We start from the raw sequence: 22,401 nt of genomic DNA on the forward strand, positions 1-22,401 counted from the left end.
TCATTCCGCATGATAGTTCTTGCTCAGTATTGCTCCGCTGTGCTCAGTCATGTTGGTGCCGCATGCGTTCCAGCAAGGCCTGTTCACACAGTTTGAATAGCATATAGGCAGCCATGGCAGCACAGGCTGAAAGTATCAGTTCCAGCAATTGTTGCAAGCCGCCATCGACCATGCCTGTCCATCCATTGTCGAGCAAGTATTCTGCATTTGCACTGAACAGGTGGACGATATCAAAGGACAGCTTGCCAAACACCACAAAACTCAGCGTCAGTAAAAGAAAGCTGACAAGACTATGCTGACATAGCCAGGTAAACATTTTTCGCTGTCTTGCCATTTTTCATCCTTTCGACAATGCATCCAGATTCGTCTGCTGTGGTTTCCATCGTCTTGTCAGCCATAGCCTGGCACGCATTGCAGGTTCTTCTATGACATGCCATGAGCTAATGGAAAAAATCATGGTAAACGCTGTCGCAAAAACTGTCAGTATCACGACTGGCATCTGTGGCGCAAGGGATAACAGGGCTTGCTGTATGGGGAAGGCATAGATATACACGCCATAAGAGTAATCACCGACTCGGTTATACATGCGCAGTCTGCCTGCCGGTATATAAGCAAGATACAATAAAAGATAGGGCAGGCTCAGATAATAGGCCAGGGTGAACACTGGCGGATTGATATAGTGACTGAGGACGAGTGCCAGCATGGTGCCTATGGCAAATCCATGCTTCAGCTGTATATGTTTACGCAAAAGAAAATACGCGGCACCGGAAAAAAACATAAAGAACAGCCGGTCAAATTCAGCCATGTTCAGTAGATAATGATGACGCACGACGTAGATCGCTAATGCAGAAAAAGCCAGCACAAGCACGCGCGCTAACCAGTGTCTGTAGCGCTTCCAGACATAGGCATGCAAGCCCCAAAATACCGCCAGCAAGGCATACATGACCAGTTCATAGAGTAAAGTCCAGAGCGAGCCATTGACAGCAGCAGGGTAGGGATTGTGCTCAAACAAGCCGGGCAGGGTGTACCACATACCTGTGACGATGCTTGCGCACTTGAACAGATATTGATAGGTAGCAGAACTGGAAAAATAGCTGGTCGCAGGCAAAGAAGTGAATACCGCACCGAGCGCAAACACGCTCAATAACACCATGCAGATCAAACCAGGAAATATTCTCAATACACGCGCCAGGAAATAATCAGGCAATTTCTGCCGTGTCATGAGGCTACCTGTCACCAGGTAACCGCTGGTGACAAAAAACAGGTCAACCGCAATACTGCCTATGCTCATGCCCAGGCTGGCTCCCAAGGGTTCGGGTTGGCGCAGCAAGGCATAGCTGTGCCCAAACAATACTGCCAGCGCCGCCAGCAGGCGTATCAGGTTGAAATTATTATCTCTGCTTTGGCTAAAGTCAGCCAGATACTTCATTTGTCGCATATTCAAAAATTTCAGGATTTCTCGGCGATGTTTTTCAGACTAAGCAAGCCCTCATCGAATTTTGTACCGACCATCTTATCCATGCTGAAAAACAAGCTCATCAGTTTGGATATGAAATTGCAGGGACCGAACATGGCTTGACTGACTAAAGTCGTAGCACCCTTGTCTTCGAGACGGAATTCGATGATGTTTTGTGCTGCGAAAGGCTTGTAGAAATTGATTTGTATGCGTAAATAGCTAAAGGGCTGGGTTTCAAGGATTTCCATCCTGCCTTCACCAAGTTGCTTATTGCCATTCCATGCATACACTGCCCCCTTACCCTGCGCGGGGCCGTCATAAGTGCGCCTTACTGCCGGATCTATCTTTTCCCAGGGTGACCAGGCTTCCCATTCGTGAAAGTCATTGATCAATGGAAAAATCTGTTCAGGTGTAGCCCGCAATGCCAGGGAACGCTCAACTCGAAACTGATCAGGCAGTGCAGCAACATATAGCAAGAAAGCAGCAAGCAAAAGCACAATGATGGCGATGATCATGGTATTTCTCCTGTAGAGACTCACAGCTTAATTTGCCTGGCGCATATTTGCCACTCCTTATTTGCCAGTAAATCATTGCCCATATAGCAACAACCAAGCACCTCTGGTTCTCGTGTTTGCTGTTTCTCAGGCATTAATTGGCTATACTGGAGCTTATCAGTCTTACTCACGATCATTCTTATGCCATTACCCAGCGATGCAGGTCAAGTTACCGTTTTCAATATCTCAGGCGTCACCCTGATAGACGCCCTGCTGCATGGCATTAAATGGGGAGGGCTGAACGAGGCTGTTGTTACTTACAGTTTTCCCTGGACAAATGGGGATTCGTATTTTTATGGCCGTAACAAGTCCAGCGATTACACCTCAGAGAATGAACCCACTGCGGGAACCCACTATGCCCTGAGTACGGAACAGCAAAATGCGACTAAGGCTGCCTTGCAGTCATGGGCCAATGTTGCCGACCTGCAGTTTATCCAGGTTGCAGACAATAGCAGCAGCGCGGGGACTATACGGGTGGGCTGGACTTCGATAGCAGACACCACCTCAACTGGAGGTAAAGCCTGGGGCTGGGCCTACAGACCTAGCAGTGTCAGCCCTTCTGGCGGCGACATCTGGCTTTCTGGCAATGGCAATAAAGCCAATACCAACTGGAATGCAGGTTCCTTCAATTATTCAGCATTGATCCATGAAATTGGACATGCGCTAGGGCTCAAGCATACTTTCGAGGGTGATGTGAGAATGCCCTCGACTTACGATACGGCGCAATATTCCATCATGTCTTACACTGAACAGAGCAATGACTTGTTCAGAACCATTACCTACGATACGTCTGGAAAGCCGATATTCATCTTTAAAAGTATCGTGCCGGAAACACCCATGGTGCTGGATATCGCTGCCATGCAATATGTTTATGGTGTCAATAAAACCTATAGAACTGGCAATGATGTCTACACATTTGACCCAAATACGCCCTTTTTAAAGGCCATCTGGGATGCCGGTGGCAATGATACGATTTCTGTCGCCAATTTTACCCTCGGCTGTATGATAGACCTTACCCCTGGTGCTTATTCTGATATCCGCATGGTATCAGCGCCAAATCCACCTGGCTATACCGGTGGCACCGTGCCTACCTATGATGGCCGGGGTAATCTCGGTATCGCTTATGGAGCCTACATAGAGAATGCCATAGGGGGTGCCGGCAGTGACACTTTGTATGGCAACAAGCTCAATAATAGCTTTACCGGCAATGGCGGCAATGATGCGATCGATGGAGATCTGGGCCTTGATACCGCCATCTATAACGGCCTGCACACAAACTACAGCGTCAGCGTCAAAAGCGGCTCTGCCGTCGTCGCCGCCAGGAGTGGTACCGAAGGCACAGATACCCTGATCAATGTAGAACGCCTGCATTTCACAGACGAAAACATCGCTCTGGATATCAATGGGATAGCAGGGCAGGCTTATCGCCTGTACCAGGCGGCTTTTGACCGCAAGCCAGACTTGAAGGGACTGGGCTACTGGATCAATGACATGGACCAGGGCTCCAGCCTGACAACGGTTGCCGCTGGCTTCATGTTGTCACCTGAGTTCCAGAAACTGTATGGCAGCAAACCAACAAATACCGTGCTGGTGACCAATTTTTATCAAAACGTCTTGCACCGCACCCCGGATCAAGCTGGCTTCAATTATTGGCTGGATCAGCTCAACACCAATAAAATCACTGCTGCCGGCGCACTCGCCAGCTTCTGCGAAAGTGCCGAAAACCAGGCTCTGGTCATAGGTTCTATACAAAATGGCATTGAATATCTGGTCTGGCCTGCATAAATACCTGGTTTCAGTCTTTCCTGCACCAAAGCCCGCCACGCTGGCGGCAGCTTACCCTACAATGACGACATATCCGCCGGGCTGCTCATAAACTAAGCAGCCTGTTGTCGCCATCTTCATACAAAAATACACCCCATGTCAGAATCCACCGCCTTCAATACCCTGCCGCTATCCGCGCCCATGCTTGCCAATCTGGACAGCCTGGGCTACAAGGAAATGACGGCGATACAGGCAGCCAGCCTGCCCATCATCCTGCAACAGCAAGATCTGATCGCGCAGGCCAAGACCGGTAGCGGCAAGACTGCGGCCTTTGGCATAGGCATACTAGCCAAGCTCAATCCCACTTACTTTGCAGTGCAGGGCCTGGTGATTTGCCCTACCCGTGAGCTGGCGGATCAGGTCGCCAATGAATTGCGCCGTCTGGCCAGAACCATGCCGAACGTCAAGGTTGTCACTCTGTGTGGTGGCACCCCCATGCGCCCACAGATTGCTTCACTCGAATATGGAGCACATATCGTGGTTGGTACGCCGGGCCGCCTGATCGACCATATCAGCCGTAACACGATCAACCTGAAAACCGTACAGACCCTGGTGCTGGATGAAGCCGACCGCATGGTCGACATGGGCTTTTATGATGATATCTACGACATTGTCGCCGCCACACCAACGCGCAGGCAAACCCTGCTGTTCTCGGCCACCTACCCGGATGATATCCGCCAGGCCAGCGAGCAACTGCTGCGCGACCCGGTTGAGATCAAGGTTGAGTCCCAGCATGCAGCCAATCACATAGAGCAATTGTTTTACCTGGTGACACCAGAAGGTCGCAATACCGCTGTAGCCACCCTGCTGCATCATTACCAGCCTACGTCCACCATTGCTTTTTGCAACACCAAGATTCACTGCCGCGAACTGACAGAAGAATTGCACGCCCAGGGCATCAGCGCCCTGGCCTTGCATGGCGACCTCGAACAGCGCGACCGCGATGAAGTCTTGATACGCTTTGCCAACCAAAGTTGCTCCGTCCTCGTCGCCACCGACGTCGCCGCCCGCGGCCTGGACATACAAACCCTGGGTGCTGTCATCAATGTCGATGTCTCGAAAGACACCGAAGTCCACATCCACCGCATAGGCCGCACTGGCCGCGCTGGCGAAAAAGGCCTGGCACTCAGCCTGGCCACACCCGGCGAAAAAAAGTGGGTGAAACTCATCGAAGAATATCAGGGCGAGCCAGCCCACTGGGGCGACATTCACGCACTTGAAGCCGGCCCGGAAAGAGACTTGCAAGCCCCGATGATGACCATTTGTATCATGGGCGGCAAAAAAGACAAACTCCGCCCCGGTGATTTACTCGGCGCACTGACTGCTGACCTGGGTTTGAAGAAAGAACAGGTAGGCAAAATCAATGTCTCGGAATTCGTCACCTACGTCGCCATAGACAGACAAGTTGCAGAAAAGACCGTGGACAGACTGAGCCGTACCAACATCAAGGGCAGGCAATTCAGGATGCGGATTATTGATTGATAGACGCTACGTTAAAAAATGAAAACACCGGTCGCGCTGACATCGTGCTTGGGTTGTTTTTGACTTTGGGGTTGCTTTGATTTTGACTTCCCGCAGTTCCCATGTGTCGATGCCTTTGCTGCAAGGCAGAAAATGGAAAAAGAAAGGTCGATGTTTGAGGTGTAGCAGGGGTTTTGGGCAGCATGCTGCCCGCCAGCGTAACGGCAATCGCTTGCAAGCGATTGTGCGCCCTGCAAGGGAAGCGAGTTTTCGGACTTTCCCATTTTTTGACTTGCAGCAAAGGGGACCCCCTTTAGGGGGCAGCGACGCCTGGGTCGCCTTTTTGGCGCACCTTTTTGGCGAAGCAAAATGGTGTGTAGCCGCCGGTCTACCACCGGCCGGCAATCTTAAATTACGTGTTTAGGTATTTAATTGCACAGACGCATAAAACACAATAAGTCTGAAACTAAGTCACTCGATAGTTTGCCACGAACACCACTAGAGTCCAGCCAAAAGCTCGCAGGAATGACGTTAATGAGTCTGTAAAAGTTTGAAGAATGTTACGTCCTAAACATGCCTCAAAAATAGCTTGCCAACATCCACATCCCCCGCCAAGCGCATTCCAAAATACTTCAGCAACAAGGCCCTGTATTCACCTTCACCATGTATAGTATGCACATGCCGCCCGTATCTATCAGTGACTATGCACTTGTTATTCGACATACTGACACGCCCCGCGACAGTCGCGATAGAACAAATCGACTTCTGCGTAAAATGCGATAAAGGCGACGTCTGCTGATACTCACACATTTCAAAAAAATCTTCTATCGCATGAGCTTGCAAACTGAATCGATATTGCGCATGCCCTGTACCACCATCCTTGCCCTGCATGAGCACATAATGCTGCTCACCATCTGCAAGCAGATAATAATGCAGACCAAATTCATGCACACCATCTCCTCCTAATTGCAGAGGGCTACGGAAGCAATCACCAAAACCCACATCGGCCAGATAGTCTTTTCCATCCACATCTACCAGCAACAACATATGGTCAAAGTCCGGCCCAAAGTCCTTGCCATTATGTACGCGCGCCGACAAGCGGCTGACGGTAAATCCCAGTGCTTCCAGCAAGAGCGCAAAAGCCTGGTTCAGCTCATAGCAAAAACCGCCACGGCCCTGCCGCAGTAATTTATCCAGCAAGGCATCCGTCGACAGATCCAGTTTCGTGCCCAGACTGATATCGAGGTTTTCAAAAGCAATCTGCTGCAGATGTGCCTGATGCAAAGCGGTAAGTGTCGCCAGATCCACCGCGCGTGGACCACTGTATTCCAGTCTGTGCAGATAGGCATCGATTTGCGTTTCATTCAGCATTCAAGACCTCCGTAAACCGCTCTATGGCAAGCAGATGCTCGCCATGGATAAATTCATCCTCACAACTTGTATACAGCATGCCCTGATAGGCCATGCCGAGATAATCAAAAGTAAGCTGGAACACTTGCTCAAAACAGGTGGCAGGTATGGCATCTGAACCCGTGCCCAACAACGCCGCCTTCTTGGTACGCAATTGCCGCCCCAGGTCTTTCTCGACCTTCAGCAAGTCAGAAATTCTGTCCATGAAAGTCTTCATGATGGCGCTGGGGGCATACCAATACATGGGGGTAGCCAGTATGATGCGGTCAAAGCTGAGTACCTGCTTCATCAACGCCAGGAAGTCATCGTCCCGATTCTTGAATTCATAATCAAAGGGGGCGATCTGGTATTGATTCAGGTCGATGACGCTGGCCTGGAGTTTGCTGGCAACAGCAAGTGCTAGTTCAGAGGTATTGCCTTTGCTTCTCGAACTGCCAACAATGATGACGGTGCTGAGTTCAGACATGGATACAATGAGCAAGTTAGAAAACCTGAATATACTCCGCTACGGCATTTCTTGCAGATCAGGTCAGCATGGCCTTGTGCCGATTACAATGCTTGGTATCTACGGAAATGAAATGTGTCTTACTTTACCCACTGGAAAAACATGTCCAAGCTCGCATTCGACCCCTCCCAGACCGATTGGAACCTGATACGCAGTTTCGTCGCCGTGGTCGAACATGGTTCACTGACCCGTGCGGCAGAGGCCATGGGCCTGAGCCAGCCCACCCTGTCGCGCCAGATTGCCGAACTGGAAAGCAGTTTAGGGGCAGCCTTGTTTGAAAGAGTAGCCCGCGGCCTGAAGCTGACACCCACGGGTGAAAACCTGGTTGAACCTGCGCGCTACATGATGGCAGCGGCGCGCTCGCTCGGTATGGCTGCAGCCACGCAAAATCATGATATGCACGGCACTGTCAGGATCACCGCCAGTGAAATGGTTTCAGCCTTTGTATTGCCAGCCCTGCTGCGCCAGTTGGCGCAACTGCATCCTGAAATCCAGATAGAACTGGTCGCCAGCAACCAGATCAGTAATTTGCTGGAGCGCGAGGCCGACATCGCCATACGCATGGTCAGGCCAGCCCAGTCTGCCCTGATCGCCCGCCATCTGACCGACTGGCCCATAGCCATCTATGCGCATAGAGATTATCTGGCGGAATTGCCCAGCTGGCCAGAACATGAGCAGGTCACTTCGCTGGCAATGATGCAAAGATTTCGCTGGCTGGGTCTGGATCAGTCCGAACAGTTTATTAGCGGCTTTCGTGCAGCAGGCTTACAGATAGACCGCAGCTTTTTTGATTTCCGTTGCGATAACTACCTGGTCAACTGGCAAGCCTTGCAGCAAGGTCTGGGTGTAGGCATTACCATGCGCTGGCTTGCAGAGCGAAGTCCTGACCTGGAACAAATCCTGGTCGAGCAAGAATTACCATCTCTACCTGTATGGCTGACCACCCACAGAGAACTCAAGTCCAGCAAACGTATCAGGACAGTGTTTGATTTTTTGGCTGAGGGCTTGCAGCAACAACGGTTTTAGCAACCGCAGATGCTATATCGATCAATATCAAATATATACCAGCGACCGGCTGCATTGACAAAGATCACCCTGTAAGCGGGCTGATCAACGGCACTATCAAGCCCGGCATTACGGTGCCAGGCTTCAGCTATGGCAAAATCAGCGACGCCATCCTTATCCAGGTCTATGCTGGTCATGCTTGCCTGCGAAAAATGTTCGAAGGTATTCGACTTTGCCTTGGTATCGTATTGCAATTTGTATGGTGCTTGCGTAGTCACCTGCGCCGCGCCATTCAATGCAGGCAATTCACCAGAAGTATAAAAATGAAAGACTGCTTCATCTCTCGCTTTAGGCGCCAGCCTTCTCTGCGCCAGGCTCTTAACAGGTTCGGTTTGCACATCCAGGCCGACAAAACGAAACCCCTCTTTGCAGTTATCCGTGCCCAGACTGTATTTCAAATTCGAATTGCTGGATGTGAAGCGGCCACTCAACATGAGACTATGTTTCATGACGGGCTTTTGCAGAAAAACATCAAGCTTGCCCAGATCCCACCAGCCAATGACACCAATACCTGCAGGTTCATATTCATTCCAGTAAGGCCCACCAAGCGGTTTGATCGCGTAGGGAATTTGATACTGCCTGGATAGCTCTTCAGGAATGGCCGAGGGCCTGCCGAGATCAGGCAAAGACCTGAAATAGGAGGGAGCCGCTGCGGGCAAATTCAGTTGCCGCAACATGACCAGCACACCAGGATAAAACAGGGAGTCATTCAAGTGACTGCTAGCTTCCGTCACTTTTTTGCTGGGCAATTCCTCAGCTTTTGCCAGCTTGAGAATATCATCCCACAAGGCGGGAGGCTTATCATAGGCGGATGCAGGTTCAATGACACCAGCCATCATCAACTGCTTCATCGCTTCGAATTCAGGTATGGGAAAGCGCTTGATCGCTGGCCGCTTGTCCCCATCAGATTTATTATCTGCCGCTTCCAAAGCCTTTTGTTTGGGACTAAGCATGGTTTCCTGAAAATACAAACCAGCATCTTGCAAACGACTTAAGCTGGGGGCCATCCAGAAAGTACGGGCCGGAAAATAATTGCTGCTTTCGCTAGTCCGTTTACGACTATCAACAAAATCTTCCAATCGCAAAGCCTTGTCACCCAATAAATTGCAGGCGATAAAACCTTGCTGCCCCTGTCCCCAACTGATGGCGCAATATTTGCCACTGGAAGCAGCGGCATCCAACTGCACAGGTGTGTTCACCACCAGATGCGTCAGCACCGCTGCATTGGCTTCCGGTTTGGCTCTGACATTCACCCAGGAACCGTGGACCCAGCGTGCTGAGCTATCAGCTTGAGCAGCCGGAGAATAGCAAATAAATGTGGCAGTAAATAGTGCAGCCAGGTTCAACGGTGAGGGCAATTTTTTCATGGGGAAATCAGGCTGGTAATGACAGCTACTGTAACCTAACAATTATCAAACAAGGTAATTTTTACGCCAGGCGCCAGCATGTGCTGAGCTAGTCTGGCCAGGATTTTTTCCTGAAAATCCGGAAAGTCGTCCAGCCAGTAAGGGCTGCCACACTGCCACCGAATAATTGCGCAACTGGCCACATGGATGCACCGCCACTTTGAACTGGTAATACATATTCAGAAAACAATAGCCATGCCAGTAAACTCGTCCATGGCAAGAAAGCGGCAAGCACAGCAGGAAAATTACCGCGGTAGAAACGGGCAACTGCAAAACCCATGAGTGCTGATGCAGATATGATAATTAGCCACATAAATTATCAAAGTTATTGATCATAAAGAAGTTTGACACATATTTCAGATGCACTAATCAGTGCAAGCACAAATCAGCGCGCAACAATACTTAAGTATGTAAACGTTAAAAGAGCTGCATGATCACTCATGCAGCTCTTTGCATTGACGAGGCTTCAACTCAGCCAGCACCCAGATAAATAAACTTGAACAGGAAAACTGCGGCGATTGCCCAGACGATTACTTTCACTTCTTTGGCACGACCAGTGAACAGTTTCAATGCCGCATAAGAAATGAAACCAAAGGCCACACCATGTGCGATCGAATAAGTGAAAGGCATGAACAGGGCGGTGATACCTGCTGGTATGCTTTCAGAAGTATCGCTCCAGTCTATCTCTACCAGTTCGCGCAGCATCAGGCAGGCAACATAAAACAGCGCTGGTGCTGTTGCATAGGCAGGCACCACCCCAGCCAGAGGCGCAATGAACAGGCAGGCCAGGAACAACAGTCCCACCGCCACTGCGGTCAAGCCTGTGCGGCCACCAGCTTGTACGCCAGCAGCACTTTCGATATACGCTGTGGTACTGGAAGTGCCCAGGAATGAACCTGCAACGATGGCTGTGCTGTCAGCCAACAAGGCGCGGTTCAGGCGTTCCATCTTGCCATTCACCAGCAAACCCGCACGGTTGGCAACGCCCATCAAGGTGCCTGTCGCATCAAACAATTCAACCAGGAAAAACACCAGCACTACGTTCAAAATACCTACTGACAATGCACCCATGATGTCGAGCTTGAACAGAGTAGGATCAAGAGAGGGTGGCATGGATACCACGCCATTAAAAGTATTCCCTCCAAAGAAAAAACTCAACACCGTTACTGTCAAAATACCGATGAGGATGGATCCACGTACCTTGTATCTGTCCAGAGTAACGATCAGGAAAAAACCCAGTGCTGCCAGGATAGGTGGCGCCTTGTGCATATCACCTATGCCCACCATGGTGGCAGGATTGGCAACCACGATACCGGCATTTTTCAGTGAGATCAAACCGAGAAAAAGACCTATGCCAACTGTGATGGCCGTGCGTATAGATTGGGGGATGCCATTGACGATCATCTCGCGCAGCTTGAAAATACTGACGGCGATAAACAGGCAGCCAGAGATGAAGACCGCACCCAGTGCTGCTTCCCAGGGGACGCCCATGCCCTTGACGACTGCATAGGTGAAGTAGGCATTCAGGCCCATGCCTGGTGCCAGCGCCATGGGGTAGTTTGCATACAGGCCCATGATCATGGTGCCTATCGAAGCGGCCAGGCAGGTCGCTACAAAGACAGCATCCTTGGGCATGCCAGCATCACCCAATATCGACGGGTTGACGAAAATGATATACGCCATGGTCAGGAAAGTCGTCAGACCTGCCAGTAATTCTGTGCGTACATCGGTATTGTTTTCTTTCAGTTTAAAAAACCGGTCGAGAAAGGAAAGCTGCATAGGGTTGGCACTGACGGGCCTGGGGGCATCTTTTGCAGCCGGAATTTGCTCGGAAGTTAACACGTTTTGTCTCCTTAATTATGGATAATCCAATTTTTTTAGTTTGTGAAAAGACGATAGCTCAATTATTTCCATATCAAGGCTAAGGAATTTCTATAGATGCTATTTGAATTTGAATATGTGTAGCCACATCCGTCAGTTTTTCAGCCAGTAGTCTGGCTGCGCATAGATGGCTTTCAGGGCATCGATAAAGAAGCGCGTCTTCACCGGCAAATGCCGTTGTTGCGGGTACACAGCGACGATGTCGTACTGCGGCAAGGCATAGTCATCCAGCACGGTAATCAGTTCGCCAGAGATCAGTTGCGCCTGTATCTCCCATGAAGAGCGCCAGGCCAGGCCCAGGTCTTCACAGGCCCAGCGGTGTAGCAATTCGCCATCATTGCAATCCAGATTTCCAGCCACCTTGATGGTCACTGGCTTGCCGTTTTGCTGGAAATACCAGCCACGCTGTTGCCCACCCTGCAAATTGAAGGCCAGGCAATTGTGCTGTGCCAGGTCTTCCAGCGTGCGCGGTATGCCATGTCGCTCAAAATAGGCTGGAGTACCACAAACTACGCGGCGGTTGCTGGACAGTTTTACGGCAACAAAATTGGGATCGATATTGCCACCTATGCGTATGCCCAGGTCATAACCCTCGCGCACCAGATCGACCACCCTGTCTGTCAGGTTGAAGGAAATCTGCACGGCTGGATTGGCCCTGACGAATTGCGGTGCATGCGGTGCCACATGCTTGCGCCCGAAGGCGGCGGGGGCTGATACGATGAGATGACCGGTAGCCTTGTGCCGTCCCTCGGATACCAGTTGATCGGCATAACCCAGGTCGGCCAGTAACTTGCGGCAATGATCGAGATAAACCGTACCCTGCTCTGTCAGCGTCAGATGACGGGTGCTACGGTGCATGAGCTTCACGCCCAGGCGTTTTTCCAGCGCATCGATGCGGCGGCCCAGCATGACCGGGGTGATATTCTGGCCCAGGGCAGCGCGGGCCAGACTTCCTTTTTCAACGACATCAACGAAGGCTTCGATTTGGGTGAGTTTGTCCATGGTTTATCCATGTGAATTTGGCATGAAAACCTCTCACCACAGAGACACCGAGGCACAGAGGGGGCACAGAGAAATCTTGAGATGGTTCTATTATTCCATACTTGAAGTATCGAATAAAGCGAGAATTTGTCGTCTTATCACGCTGAGGTTTTGCCTTTAGCATGTGTTTCAACATCTGCATACACACGACTAATAGCAAAACTGGAGAGCAAAATGGCAAAGATGACGGCTGCGCAAGCGGCGGCTTATGTGTTGGAAAAAGAAGGCGTGCATCAGGCGTTTGGGGTGCCAGGTGCGGCGATCAACCCGTTTTATGCGGCGCTCAAGAAGCAAGGCACGATCAAACACATACTGGCGCGCCATGTTGAGGGAGCTTCCCACATGGCTGAAGGCTATACCCGCGCTCAGGCTGGCAACATCGGCGTCTGTATAGGCACATCCGGTCCGGCGGGTACGGACATGATTACCGGCCTGTATTCTGCCCAGGCAGATTCCATACCCATACTCTGTATTACTGGCCAGGCACCCAGGGCAAGGTTGTACAAGGAAGACTTCCAGGCAGTCGATATAGAATCCATTGCCAAGCCTGTCACCAAGTGGGCGGTAACGGTGCGTGAACCTGCTCTCGTGCCCATGGTATTCCAGCAAGCTTTTCACATCATGCGCTCTGGCCGCCCTGGCCCGGTATTGATTGACTTGCCATTTGATGTGCAGATGGCCGAGATAGAATTTGACCCGGACACTTATCAGCCGCTGGAAGTGTATAAACCCAAGGCTACCCGCGCCCAGATAGAAAAGGCGCTCACCATGCTTAATGAAGCAGAGCGCCCGCTTATCACCGCTGGTGGCGGCATTGTCAATGCCAATGCCTCAGCCTTGCTGGTAGAATTTGCCGAGCTGACTGGCGTGCCTGTCATACCTACCCTGATGGCCTGGGGTGCAATAGCAGATGATCATCCTTTGATGGTAGGTATGGTCGGTTTGCAAACCAGCCACCGTTATGGCAATGCCACCATGCTGGCATCTGACTTTGCGCTGGGCATAGGTAATCGCTGGGCGAATCGTCACACTGGTTCCATTGATGTGTTTACCAAGGACAGAAAATTTGTCCACATCGACATAGAACCCACGCAAATTGGCCGTGTGTTTGGCCCTGATTTTGGCATCGTCTCTGATGCTGGTGCAGCATTAAAACTTTTCATCGAAGTTGCCAAAGAATGGAAAGCCGCAGGCAAACTCAAGGACCGCTCTGCCTGGGTAGTCGATTGCCAGCAACGCAAACGCAGCATGTTGCGCCGTACCCATTTTGATAATGTGCCAGTGAAGCCGCAACGCGTGTATGAAGAAATGAACAAGGCCTTTGGTCGCGAAACCTGCTATGTCAGCACCATAGGCCTGTCGCAAATCGCCGCTGCGCAATTCCTGCATGTGTATTACCCGCGTCACTGGATCAACTGCGGCCAGGCTGGCCCTTTGGGCTGGACCATACCAGCGGCACTGGGCGTTTGCGCCGCAGACCCGCAACGTCAGGTGGTTGCTATCTCTGGCGATTATGACTTCCAGTTCATGATAGAAGAACTGGCCGTCGGAGCGCAATTCAAGCTGCCTTACCTGCACGTGGTCGTCAACAATTCTTACCTGGGTTTGATACGCCAGTCGCAGCGTGGCTTTGACATGGATTATTGCGTGCAACTGGCGTTTGAAAACATCAATGCGCCAGAACTGAATGGTTACGGAGTAGACCATGTTGCCGTCGTCGAAGGCCTGGGCTGCAAGGCCATACGCGTGACGGAGCCTAGTGCCATTGCTGACGCCTTTGCCCAGGCCCAGGGCTGGATGCAAGAGTTCCGTGTACCTGTCGTCGTCGAAATTATTCTGGAACGCGTCACGAATATCGCCATGGGTACCGAGATCAGCAATATCAATGAATTTGAAGAACTGGCGACGGAAGATGCTCATGCACCTACTGCGATCGCCCTGCTCGACTAATTAAAACTGATGCAAAACTTTCAGGTACCGGGCCTCCCCGTCCGGTGCCCCGTGAGCTCCCGTGGCCTGGCTGCGGGAGGCTTACGGCCACCCATCTACAAGGATATGCGATGACCAGACTGGCCGCCAATCTCAGCATGTTGTTTACCGAACATGCATTTCTCGACCGCTTTGCCGCTGCTGCGCAGGCAGGTTTCAAGGCTGTGGAATTTCTGTTCCCCTATGCATTCGAAGTGAAACAGATCGCAGAAAAACTGCAAGAAAACAATCTGCAACTGGTGCTGCACAATCTGCCTGCAGGTAACTGGGAAGCCGGTGAACGTGGCATTGCCTGTCACCCTGATCGTGCGGAAGAATTCCGCCAGGGTGTAGAGGTTGCCATTGCCTATGCCACGGCACTGAAGGTCACGCAACTGAATTGCCTGGTCGGCATACGCCAGTCGAATGTCCGTGCACAAGAATCAGAACAAACCCTGGTCAGCAACCTGCGTTATGCGGCTGACAAACTGAAGGCTGCGAATATCAGCCTACTCATCGAAGCCATCAATACCTACGATATACCCGGCTTCTTTTTATCCAGCACACAACAGGCGCTGGACCTGATACGCGCCACCGGTTCAGACAATATCTTCGTGCAATACGACATTTATCACATGCAACGCATGGAAGGTGAACTGATCAATACCATCAAGAACAATCTGGCGATGATCAGGCACATACAACTGGCCGACAACCCGGGGCGCTTTGAACCCGGCACAGGTGAAATCAATTACCGCAGCATCTTCGCCGCACTGGCCGACATGGGCTACCAGGGCTGGGTGGGCTGCGAATACAAGCCGCAGAACGGTACTGTGGCCGGGCTTGGCTGGATTAAATCGCACGAACTCTAATATAAAATTTAAGGAAAAATCATGGCTAAAATTGGATTTATAGGTTTGGGCATCATGGGCGCACCTATGGCTGGGCATTTGCAAACGGGTGGGCATAAGCTGTATTTGCACGACATAAAGAACCCGCCGTTTGAATTGATAGAGCGCGGTGCCACGGTCTGTACATCGGGTGAAGAAGTTGCCAAGCGTGCTGACATTATCTTCATCATGGTGCCGGATACGCCGCATGTGGAAACTGCGCTGTTTGGCGAGAATGGCGTTGCTGCTGGCCTCGAGGCTGGCAAGATCGTGGTGGACATGAGTTCTATATCGCCCATCGCTACCAAGGAATTTGCCAAGAAAATCAATGCCCTGAAATGCGAATACCTGGATGCACCGGTGTCCGGTGGTGAAGTCGGTGCCAAGGCAGCCAGCCTGACCATCATGGTCGGCGGCCCGGAAACTGCTTTCGACAAGGTCAAACCCCTGTTCGAGCTGATGGGCAAGAACATCACCCTGGTCGGTGGCAATGGCGATGGCCAGACCACCAAGGTCGCCAACCAGATCATCGTTGCGCTGAATATACAGGCAGTGGCTGAGGCCCTGTTGTTTGCATCGAAGGCTGGTGCTGATCCAGCCAGGGTCAGGCAGGCACTCATGGGCGGTTTTGCGGCATCCCGCATACTGGAAGTGCATGGCGAACGCATGGTGAAACGTACCTTCAACCCCGGCTTCAGGATAGAGCTGCACCAAAAGGACTTGAACCTGGCTTTGCAAGGGGCAAAAGCTTTGGGTGTTTCTTTGCCGAATACAGCAATGGTGCAGGAATTGATGAATGCCTGTTCTGCCAACGGCATGCGCGGTCTCGATCACTCGGCCCTGTGCCGGGCGATAGAGATCATGTCGAATCATGAGATTGCCGAAGCTTGATCGTTGTTAGCCTTCAAAAGTGGATGCACAAAAAAAAATTCACCCGGCGATGAGCTGTTTGAAGGCATACTAGATTTTTAAAAACCTGATTTCGTAGGTTGGGCTACGCTTCATCAGCCCAACACTTGGCGGTTCAATGACGTACGAGTTAATCAAAGGCCCAGTGTTGGGCTGGTAAACCGTAGCACAACCTACAAGGCGTATCGAGTAAGCACGCATCGCCCATTTTCACGAAAGCCCTGACATGACCTCCCTAGCCCCACGCCAGTTCTTGCTCGACCTCTACACCAGCGCCGTTGCCGCCGTCAGCGCAGAGAAATGCCTGCCCGAGTTCCTGCCACCGCCTCCGACAACAGGCCGCACCCTGGTCATTGGTGCCGGTAAAGGTGCAGCAGCCATGGCCAAGGTGGTGGAAGACCACTGGCAGGGTGAACTCTCGGGCCTGGTGGTCACACGTTACGGCCACGGTGCAGACTGCCGCAAGATAGAAGTGGTGGAAGCCGCCCACCCTGTGCCGGACGAAGCAGGCAAGCAGGCTGCCGCTCGCATACTGGACATGGTGCAAGGACTGAGCAAGGATGACCTGGTACTCTGCCTGATCTCTGGCGGTGGCTCTGCCTTGCTGGCCCTGCCGGCAGATGGCATCAGCCTCGAACAAAAACAGGCCATCAACAAGGCCTTGCTGAAAAGCGGTGCAGCGATCTCTGAAATGAATTGCGTGCGCAAGCATTTGTCGGCCATCAAGGGTGGCCGCCTGGCACTGGCCTGCGCCCCGGCACGGGTAGTGACTTTGCTGATATCCGATGTACCCGGTGATGAACCCGGCATCATTGCCAGTGGTCCTACCTTGCCTGATGCCACGACTTGTGCAGAGGCTCTGGCAGTCTTGCGCAAATACGATATCGCTATTCCAGCAGAAATTTTGCAGCATCTGGAAAGCGGTAAAGGTGAAACACCCAAACCGGATGATGCGCGTTTTGAAGGCCACAGCCATCATGTCATCGCCACTGCACAGGAGGCACTGGAAGCCGCAGCAGCCACCGCACGTGCAGCAGGCATTACACCCTATATCTTGTCGGATGGTATAGAGGGCGAAGCACGCGATGTCGCCCTGGTACATGCAGCGCTGGCAAAGCAGGTGGCCAGACATGGCCAGCCATTCGCAAGACCCTGCGTACTGATTTCTGGCGGTGAAACCACAGTCACCGTGCGTGGCACAGGACGTGGCGGCCGCAATGCAGAATTCTTGCTGAGCCTGGCGGTCGCACTCGACGGCCATGCAGATATTCACGCCATCGCCTGCGATACTGATGGCATAGATGGCTCGGAAGATAATGCCGGGGCACTGTATGCGCCAGACTCAGTAAGTCGCGCCGCAGACAAACAAATACGCGCCCGCAGCCTGCTGGAAAACAATGATGGCTACGGATTTTTTAGCGCACTCGATGACCTCGTCGTCAGCGGCCCTACACGCACTAATGTCAACGACTTCAGGGCTATCCTGATCTTGTAAGACTCAATCCAAATATTCAAAGGCAGCAAGAACACGGCGCATCGCGCCATGATGGCTGCCGCCTATAACAAATGAAAGCATACTATGCATCGCAGTCGCAAAGCTAAAATTGTCGCCACCCTGGGCCCTGCCAGCAGTAGCAAGGAAATGATAAAGGCGCTGTTTGAAGCCGGTGCCGATGTCTTCCGTTTCAACTTCAGCCACGGCAACCATGCCGACCATCAATTGCGCTGCAATATCGTGCGTGAGATCGAGGCAGAAATGGGTCGTCCCATTGCCATCCTGGCTGACTTGCAAGGCCCCAAATTGCGGGTAGGCCAGTTCAGCGCAGGTCGGGTGATACTGACAGCCGGGCAGGAATTCATACTCGACAGCGACACCACACCTGGCGATGCAAACCGGGTCTGCCTGCCACATCCTGAATTGTTTGCCGTCATCACCGCCGGGCAATCATTATTGCTCGACGATGGCAAGCTGCGCCTGCAAGTCATAGACAGTAATGCGCACAGCATACGCACCCGCGTCATCAATGGCGGCGCACTGTCGGACCGCAAAGGCGTGAATGTGCCAGATGCCGTCTTGCCCATACCTGCACTGACTGAAAAAGATAAACGCGATCTGGCATTTGCGCTGGATATGGGCGCAGACTGGATAGCCCTGTCCTTTGTGCAAAGACCAGAAGACGTGGCAGAAGCCAAAGCCCTGGTAGCAGGTCGTGCGGGTGTGCTGGCCAAGCTGGAAAAACCGGCGGCACTCGACAGGCTGGAAGAAATCGTCGCCGCTTCCGACGCCATCATGGTGGCGCGTGGTGACCTGGGTGTGGAACTGCCACCAGAACGTGTACCTGGCGTGCAAAAACGCATATTGCGCGTCTGCCGCAGCCATGGCAAACCGATAGTCATTGCTACCCAGATGCTGGAATCCATGATAGCTGCCCCAGTGCCTACCCGTGCTGAAGCATCTGACGTAGCCAGTGCAATTTATGATGGGGCAGACGCGGTCATGCTGTCGGCAGAATCTGCCAGTGGTGCCTACCCGGTTGCTGCAGTTGAGATCATGGACCGCATCATTTGCGAGGTAGAGCGTGACCCCCTGTATAAAAACATGATCGCCGCCCAGCATGAAGCACCGCAGAATAATAAGGGCGATGCCATCTGCGCCGCCTTGCGTTCAGTTACGCAAATCGTCGGTGCAGTTGCTACGGTCACCTATACCACCTCCGGCCATACCAGCCTGCGTGCTGCACGTGAAAGGCCCATGGCAACTATACTCAGCATCACCCCAAAGATGAATACCGCCCGCCGACTGGCACTGGTCTGGGGAGTGCACTCCAGCGTCAGTGATGTCGTACCCAACGAAGACATACTGGTTGCCACCGCCTGCCGTACCGCCTGGCAGCAGGGGTTAGCGCAAGTCGGCGAACAGATAGCAATTACTGCTGGCGTGCCGTTTGGCCAGCCAGGTTCTACCAATCTGTTGCGGATAGCAGAAATCTGGCCGCAGCATTAGCAGATAGCCCCATCACTCCCAGACATTAATATCGCTGGCAGTATGAAAATCTGGTCGCTGGGGATTGACGACGCAAAACCGGTGTCCCGTCGGTGCTTCCATGACGACCCAGCGTTCCATGGTCTTGACGACTTTGGCACCTAGTTTTTCCAGACGCTGGACCTCAGCTTCCTTATTGTCGGTTTCTATGTCGAGATGTATGCGGCTGGGATGTTCAACCTTTTGCAAGAGCATTTTCGGGCCAGTAGGTGTTGCCTCAAGGACGACGTATTTGTCATCCGCATCTCCGGCTGGGTAAGCTAAGGCTGCAGCCCAGAAATTGGCTCCTGACTTGATATCATCCACCTGGCAATCAATCACAAAACATGCCAATCTACTTTTATGCATATTGAGCTCCGTTCATTTGCATGGATGTACAGAATATCAAAAAAACAGCTTTAGCGAGTTTATTGCATAAAAAAGGGGCAGGCATTTGCATGCCTGCCCCAACAGCTTGTTACATTTTTCTTATACAGACTGGTTTGCGCTTAGCAAGCAGCCAGTTTGTCTTTATCAGTCATACGTTGCCGACACATTCACACCAGCAAAACTCTGTCTTGCGCTGAGTACGATGTAGTACCAGCGGTTGGCAGTAGGATTGCTGATCGTGACGCTCTCATCATTACCGCTCTTGACGGAAGCATAGTCATAGATACCTGTGCTTGGATACTTGTCCACGGATACATACATATCCACATCACCAGTACCACCGCTAGTGGTCAGTTTGAGGTTTTTCGCACCGGCTGGCACCATGATGTAGGCGTAGGTTTGTGTGCTGGATGCATAACCGCGTTTCACGCAGTTTTTACCCAGGTAGCTACCGGCTGGACAATCAGGCAAGCTGTTATCAACTGGCAGTGGTGGTTCACCTGCAGTAGTCACCGTAGTAAGCCAGCTTGCAAACTCATTGTCGTAGCGTGTGCCTATATTGTTCATATAAGCTTGGTAACCATCATAATCACCAGCACGGAACTTGGCGAGGACGACATCGACATCACTGCGATGTTTTTCCATCATGAAGCGGGTTGCCATGTAGCCCCAGTTATAGGCACGTGCCACATAATCAGGCATGGAATAAGTGTTGCCAAAAATCTGGCTGAGCTTGTATGCTGTACCTGATCTGGTTGCGTCTATGGCTTTCTGGTTATTGTTTTTCAGGGACAGATATTCGGCAATACCTTCTATCCACCAGACTGTAGGTTTGACTGTACCGTCACCAAAATCGCCTTTCATGTCGTAACGGCCATCAAGGTAATGGACGTATTCATGCTGCAAATTCCAGACATGGAAAGCTGGACGCAGCCAGGAAGCTTCGTGCGCAACAAAGCGCGCCTGGTTACCTGCAACACTAGGGTCACCTTCCAGATACATGCCACCATTATTGGTGTCGATACCGTACAGCAGCGATGCATACTTGCCATAGTTGGTATAGTCATCAAAGACCACCACTTCCAGTGCCGAATTATTGTCAGCAGCTACTGGCTGACGCTTACTTTGCACCATGGTGTGGAAATATGTTTCTTCTGCCGCCAGCATGGCACAAGAATCCTGCATCTGCGCCGTTGTCATGTCCTGAGCACGAATCTTCAAGCTGGGGCTGCAAGTGTAGTTGTTTTTCAGTATGGTATTGGCCAGTGTGGTCTCGTAATTGCAAGTACCGTATTCTGCGCAATTGGCATTGTCATAGTATTTGACTGCAGAGGCTGCATTCAACCACATCATGGCATCTGCACCTGTCATGGTGGAATGACTGAGCTGGTACTTGACCATGGGTTTGACCGTAGCCAACTGGTTAGGATATTGCATGAAGCGGAAGGCTTCATTCTCGGTGTCGCTGAGTTGATATTCCCGTGGTGTGCCCAGTAAGGCTGCCTTGTTGTTGACGATAAAATTGTTCAATGTAGTCGCATACGACAAATCATTGCGCAACAATGGCAATGCATCTGGCCTTGAATGGCCGTAGAAAAGCACCGTCAGCGCAGCTGTAAAGCCATCCGCCACAGTATCTGATTTCAAGGCATCACTCGCTGCTGGATTGGAAGGCGTGTTTGTATAGCGCGTGATGATATTTTTTACACTCGACAAATAGTAGGCTTCATCATGCAGATTGGTTACCAGCTTCAGGGTCTCTGCTGCCGTGCTTGGTCCTGCGGTATTGATCTTGAACAGTTGATTACCATCGACCAGTTGTTTGATAGGGCCGCGCATGCTGGTCAGCAAGCTGGCAGCCGGTGCCGGGATGGTATTGCCGCCAGCCAGATAATAACCGGCGCGCAAGTAAATGATCAGATTGACCAGATTCATATTGGTCGCATTGTAGTTGGCCGCTTCTTGTGCAAAGCGGTTAACCACAGCTGTGAAATTAGCGAGGGAATAAACCTTTGCCGCTTCAGTTGCATTCAATGAGAACAAGCCGTAATGGCATTCATAGCTGGGCAGATTAACGATGTAAGTTGCCAGTGCATCGCCGCTGTAGCCAGCCAGGGTCGACATGTTTTTGCAATCAGCCGATGGTGGTGGTGCCATCAGATTTTTCTGCTTGTTGACTATGCCCAAATCCAGGCGTGGTGCATTTGTCGGCGGCAGATTGAATTTCTTTTGTTCTGCTGTCGGCGGCAAACTTTGCCTTTGATGCGGCATCGGTGCTTGCTTCAAGCGCGTATGCTCTTCTGTTTCTGCAGCTTGAACAACTTGCATAAAGCCTGTCAAGCTGAGGGCCAATAGTCCGGCCACGCTTGCGATTTTGTTTGGATATAACATGAATTACGTCTCCCTGATTGTTGAAGAGTTATAAGCAATACCGCCCCCTTCAGGCTTTTTCATTCGTCAGTTTGTAGACTGGCGCCGCCTGAATTTCTTGAAGCAGGTATTTACCAACTCCCTATGTGTGAAAGCAGCAGACATGCATCTGCATGCCGCTGCTTCCTTGTATCAATGCCTGAACGAACCTATTAAAAACATCGCCGGACATTGTTTTTACCAAATGCA

The 22,401-nt window shown here is 51.6% G+C and carries 20 protein-coding genes; 8 read left to right on the forward strand and 12 right to left on the reverse strand.

What is annotated here, in order from left to right:
* Window positions 1-43 precede the first annotated feature (43 nt).
* Genes Q8K39_RS12525 through Q8K39_RS12535 form a run of 3 tightly spaced genes read right to left on the reverse strand, consistent with a single transcriptional unit; the run spans window position 44 to window position 1,971 of the window.
* Window positions 44-334, reverse strand: coding sequence for a hypothetical protein (locus Q8K39_RS12525; protein ID WP_305260615.1), 291 nt, complete (start codon window positions 332-334; stop codon window positions 44-46).
* A gap of 3 nt (window positions 335-337) precedes the next feature.
* On the reverse strand, window positions 338-1,438 hold the full coding sequence (locus tag Q8K39_RS12530; protein WP_305260617.1) for an acyltransferase: 1,101 nt from the start codon (window positions 1,436-1,438) through the stop codon (window positions 338-340).
* 11 nt (window positions 1,439-1,449) lie between these two features.
* Window positions 1,450-1,971 (reverse strand): SRPBCC family protein, encoded by a 522-nt coding sequence (locus tag Q8K39_RS12535; protein ID WP_305260619.1) that lies wholly within the window; start codon window positions 1,969-1,971, stop codon window positions 1,450-1,452.
* Between the two features lie 180 nt (window positions 1,972-2,151).
* Between Q8K39_RS12535 and Q8K39_RS12540 the strand changes: the two genes are divergently transcribed.
* Together Q8K39_RS12540 and dbpA are read left to right on the forward strand one after the other, a co-directional pair.
* The gene (locus tag Q8K39_RS12540; protein ID WP_305260621.1) at window positions 2,152-3,795 is read left to right on the forward strand and encodes a DUF4214 domain-containing protein; all 1,644 of its coding nucleotides are present in this window, start codon (window positions 2,152-2,154) and stop codon (window positions 3,793-3,795) included.
* 135 nt (window positions 3,796-3,930) lie between these two features.
* On the forward strand, window positions 3,931-5,316 hold the full coding sequence (gene dbpA / locus Q8K39_RS12545) for an ATP-dependent RNA helicase DbpA (RefSeq protein WP_305260623.1): 1,386 nt from the start codon (window positions 3,931-3,933) through the stop codon (window positions 5,314-5,316).
* An 11-nt stretch (window positions 5,317-5,327) separates the two neighbouring features.
* On the opposite strand, the gene Q8K39_RS12550 is transcribed toward dbpA, so the two are convergent.
* The 3 genes from Q8K39_RS12550 to Q8K39_RS12560 form a co-directional block, all read right to left on the reverse strand.
* Complete coding sequence (locus Q8K39_RS12550) at window positions 5,328-5,579, reverse strand: hypothetical protein (protein WP_305260625.1); 252 nt, start codon at window positions 5,577-5,579, stop codon at window positions 5,328-5,330.
* Window positions 5,580-5,862: 283 nt separating this feature from the next.
* Window positions 5,863-6,666: an arylamine N-acetyltransferase gene (locus Q8K39_RS12555; protein WP_305260627.1), complete on the reverse strand. Its 804-nt coding sequence runs from the start codon at window positions 6,664-6,666 to the stop codon at window positions 5,863-5,865.
* Complete coding sequence (locus Q8K39_RS12560; RefSeq protein WP_186955735.1) at window positions 6,656-7,171, reverse strand: flavodoxin family protein; 516 nt, start codon at window positions 7,169-7,171, stop codon at window positions 6,656-6,658. The genes Q8K39_RS12555 and Q8K39_RS12560 overlap by 11 nt, the downstream gene beginning before the upstream one ends.
* Window positions 7,172-7,312: 141 nt before the next feature.
* Here Q8K39_RS12560 and Q8K39_RS12565 point away from each other — a divergent pair, with 141 nt between their 5' ends.
* Window positions 7,313-8,236 (forward strand): LysR family transcriptional regulator, encoded by a 924-nt coding sequence (locus tag Q8K39_RS12565; protein WP_305260628.1) that lies wholly within the window; start codon window positions 7,313-7,315, stop codon window positions 8,234-8,236.
* On the opposite strand, the gene Q8K39_RS12570 is transcribed toward Q8K39_RS12565, so the two are convergent.
* The 4 genes from Q8K39_RS12570 to Q8K39_RS12585 all read right to left on the reverse strand — a co-directional run bounded on the left by Q8K39_RS12570 (window position 8,233) and on the right by Q8K39_RS12585 (window position 12,564).
* Window positions 8,233-9,642 carry a hypothetical protein gene (locus tag Q8K39_RS12570; RefSeq protein WP_305260630.1) on the reverse strand — a complete coding sequence of 470 codons (1,410 nt, stop codon included), beginning with the start codon at window positions 9,640-9,642 and terminating at the stop codon, window positions 8,233-8,235. The two genes, Q8K39_RS12565 and Q8K39_RS12570, sit on opposite strands and share 4 nt — an antisense overlap.
* Window positions 9,643-9,730: 88 nt before the next feature.
* Window positions 9,731-9,994 carry a hypothetical protein gene (locus Q8K39_RS12575; protein ID WP_186955732.1) on the reverse strand — a complete coding sequence of 88 codons (264 nt, stop codon included), beginning with the start codon at window positions 9,992-9,994 and terminating at the stop codon, window positions 9,731-9,733.
* A gap of 158 nt (window positions 9,995-10,152) precedes the next feature.
* A complete protein-coding gene (locus Q8K39_RS12580) occupies window positions 10,153-11,460 on the reverse strand; it encodes an NCS2 family permease (protein WP_186955830.1) in 1,308 nt (435 codons plus the stop codon).
* Between the two features lie 195 nt (window positions 11,461-11,655).
* Complete coding sequence (locus Q8K39_RS12585; RefSeq protein WP_305260632.1) at window positions 11,656-12,564, reverse strand: LysR family transcriptional regulator; 909 nt, start codon at window positions 12,562-12,564, stop codon at window positions 11,656-11,658.
* Window positions 12,565-12,777: 213 nt separating this feature from the next.
* Between Q8K39_RS12585 and gcl the strand changes: the two genes are divergently transcribed.
* The 5 genes from gcl (at window position 12,778) to pyk (ending at window position 19,374) form a co-directional block, all read left to right on the forward strand.
* Window positions 12,778-14,553, forward strand: coding sequence for a glyoxylate carboligase (gcl, locus tag Q8K39_RS12590; protein WP_305260635.1), 1,776 nt, complete (start codon window positions 12,778-12,780; stop codon window positions 14,551-14,553).
* 110 nt (window positions 14,554-14,663) lie between these two features.
* Window positions 14,664-15,443 carry a hydroxypyruvate isomerase gene (hyi, locus tag Q8K39_RS12595; RefSeq protein ID WP_305260637.1) on the forward strand — a complete coding sequence of 260 codons (780 nt, stop codon included), beginning with the start codon at window positions 14,664-14,666 and terminating at the stop codon, window positions 15,441-15,443.
* A gap of 21 nt (window positions 15,444-15,464) precedes the next feature.
* Complete coding sequence (glxR, locus tag Q8K39_RS12600; RefSeq protein ID WP_305260638.1) at window positions 15,465-16,352, forward strand: 2-hydroxy-3-oxopropionate reductase; 888 nt, start codon at window positions 15,465-15,467, stop codon at window positions 16,350-16,352.
* 244 nt (window positions 16,353-16,596) lie between these two features.
* Entirely contained in the window at window positions 16,597-17,865 is a 1,269-nt protein-coding gene (locus Q8K39_RS12605) for a glycerate kinase (protein WP_305260640.1), read from the forward strand.
* 84 nt (window positions 17,866-17,949) lie between these two features.
* On the forward strand, window positions 17,950-19,374 hold the full coding sequence (gene pyk, locus Q8K39_RS12610; protein WP_305260642.1) for a pyruvate kinase: 1,425 nt from the start codon (window positions 17,950-17,952) through the stop codon (window positions 19,372-19,374).
* 12 nt (window positions 19,375-19,386) lie between these two features.
* Here pyk and Q8K39_RS12615 read toward each other — a convergent pair whose 3' ends face one another.
* Both Q8K39_RS12615 and Q8K39_RS12620 read right to left on the reverse strand, forming a co-directional pair.
* Entirely contained in the window at window positions 19,387-19,761 is a 375-nt protein-coding gene (locus Q8K39_RS12615; protein ID WP_305260643.1) for a VOC family protein, read from the reverse strand.
* Window positions 19,762-19,926: 165 nt separating this feature from the next.
* Window positions 19,927-22,173 carry a M9 family metallopeptidase gene (locus Q8K39_RS12620; protein WP_305260645.1) on the reverse strand — a complete coding sequence of 749 codons (2,247 nt, stop codon included), beginning with the start codon at window positions 22,171-22,173 and terminating at the stop codon, window positions 19,927-19,929.
* Window positions 22,174-22,401: the final 228 nt, after the last annotated feature.

It is taken from the genome of Undibacterium sp., assembly GCF_030683615.1.
Classification (GTDB): Bacteria; Pseudomonadota; Gammaproteobacteria; order Burkholderiales; family Burkholderiaceae_D; genus Undibacterium; species Undibacterium umbellatum.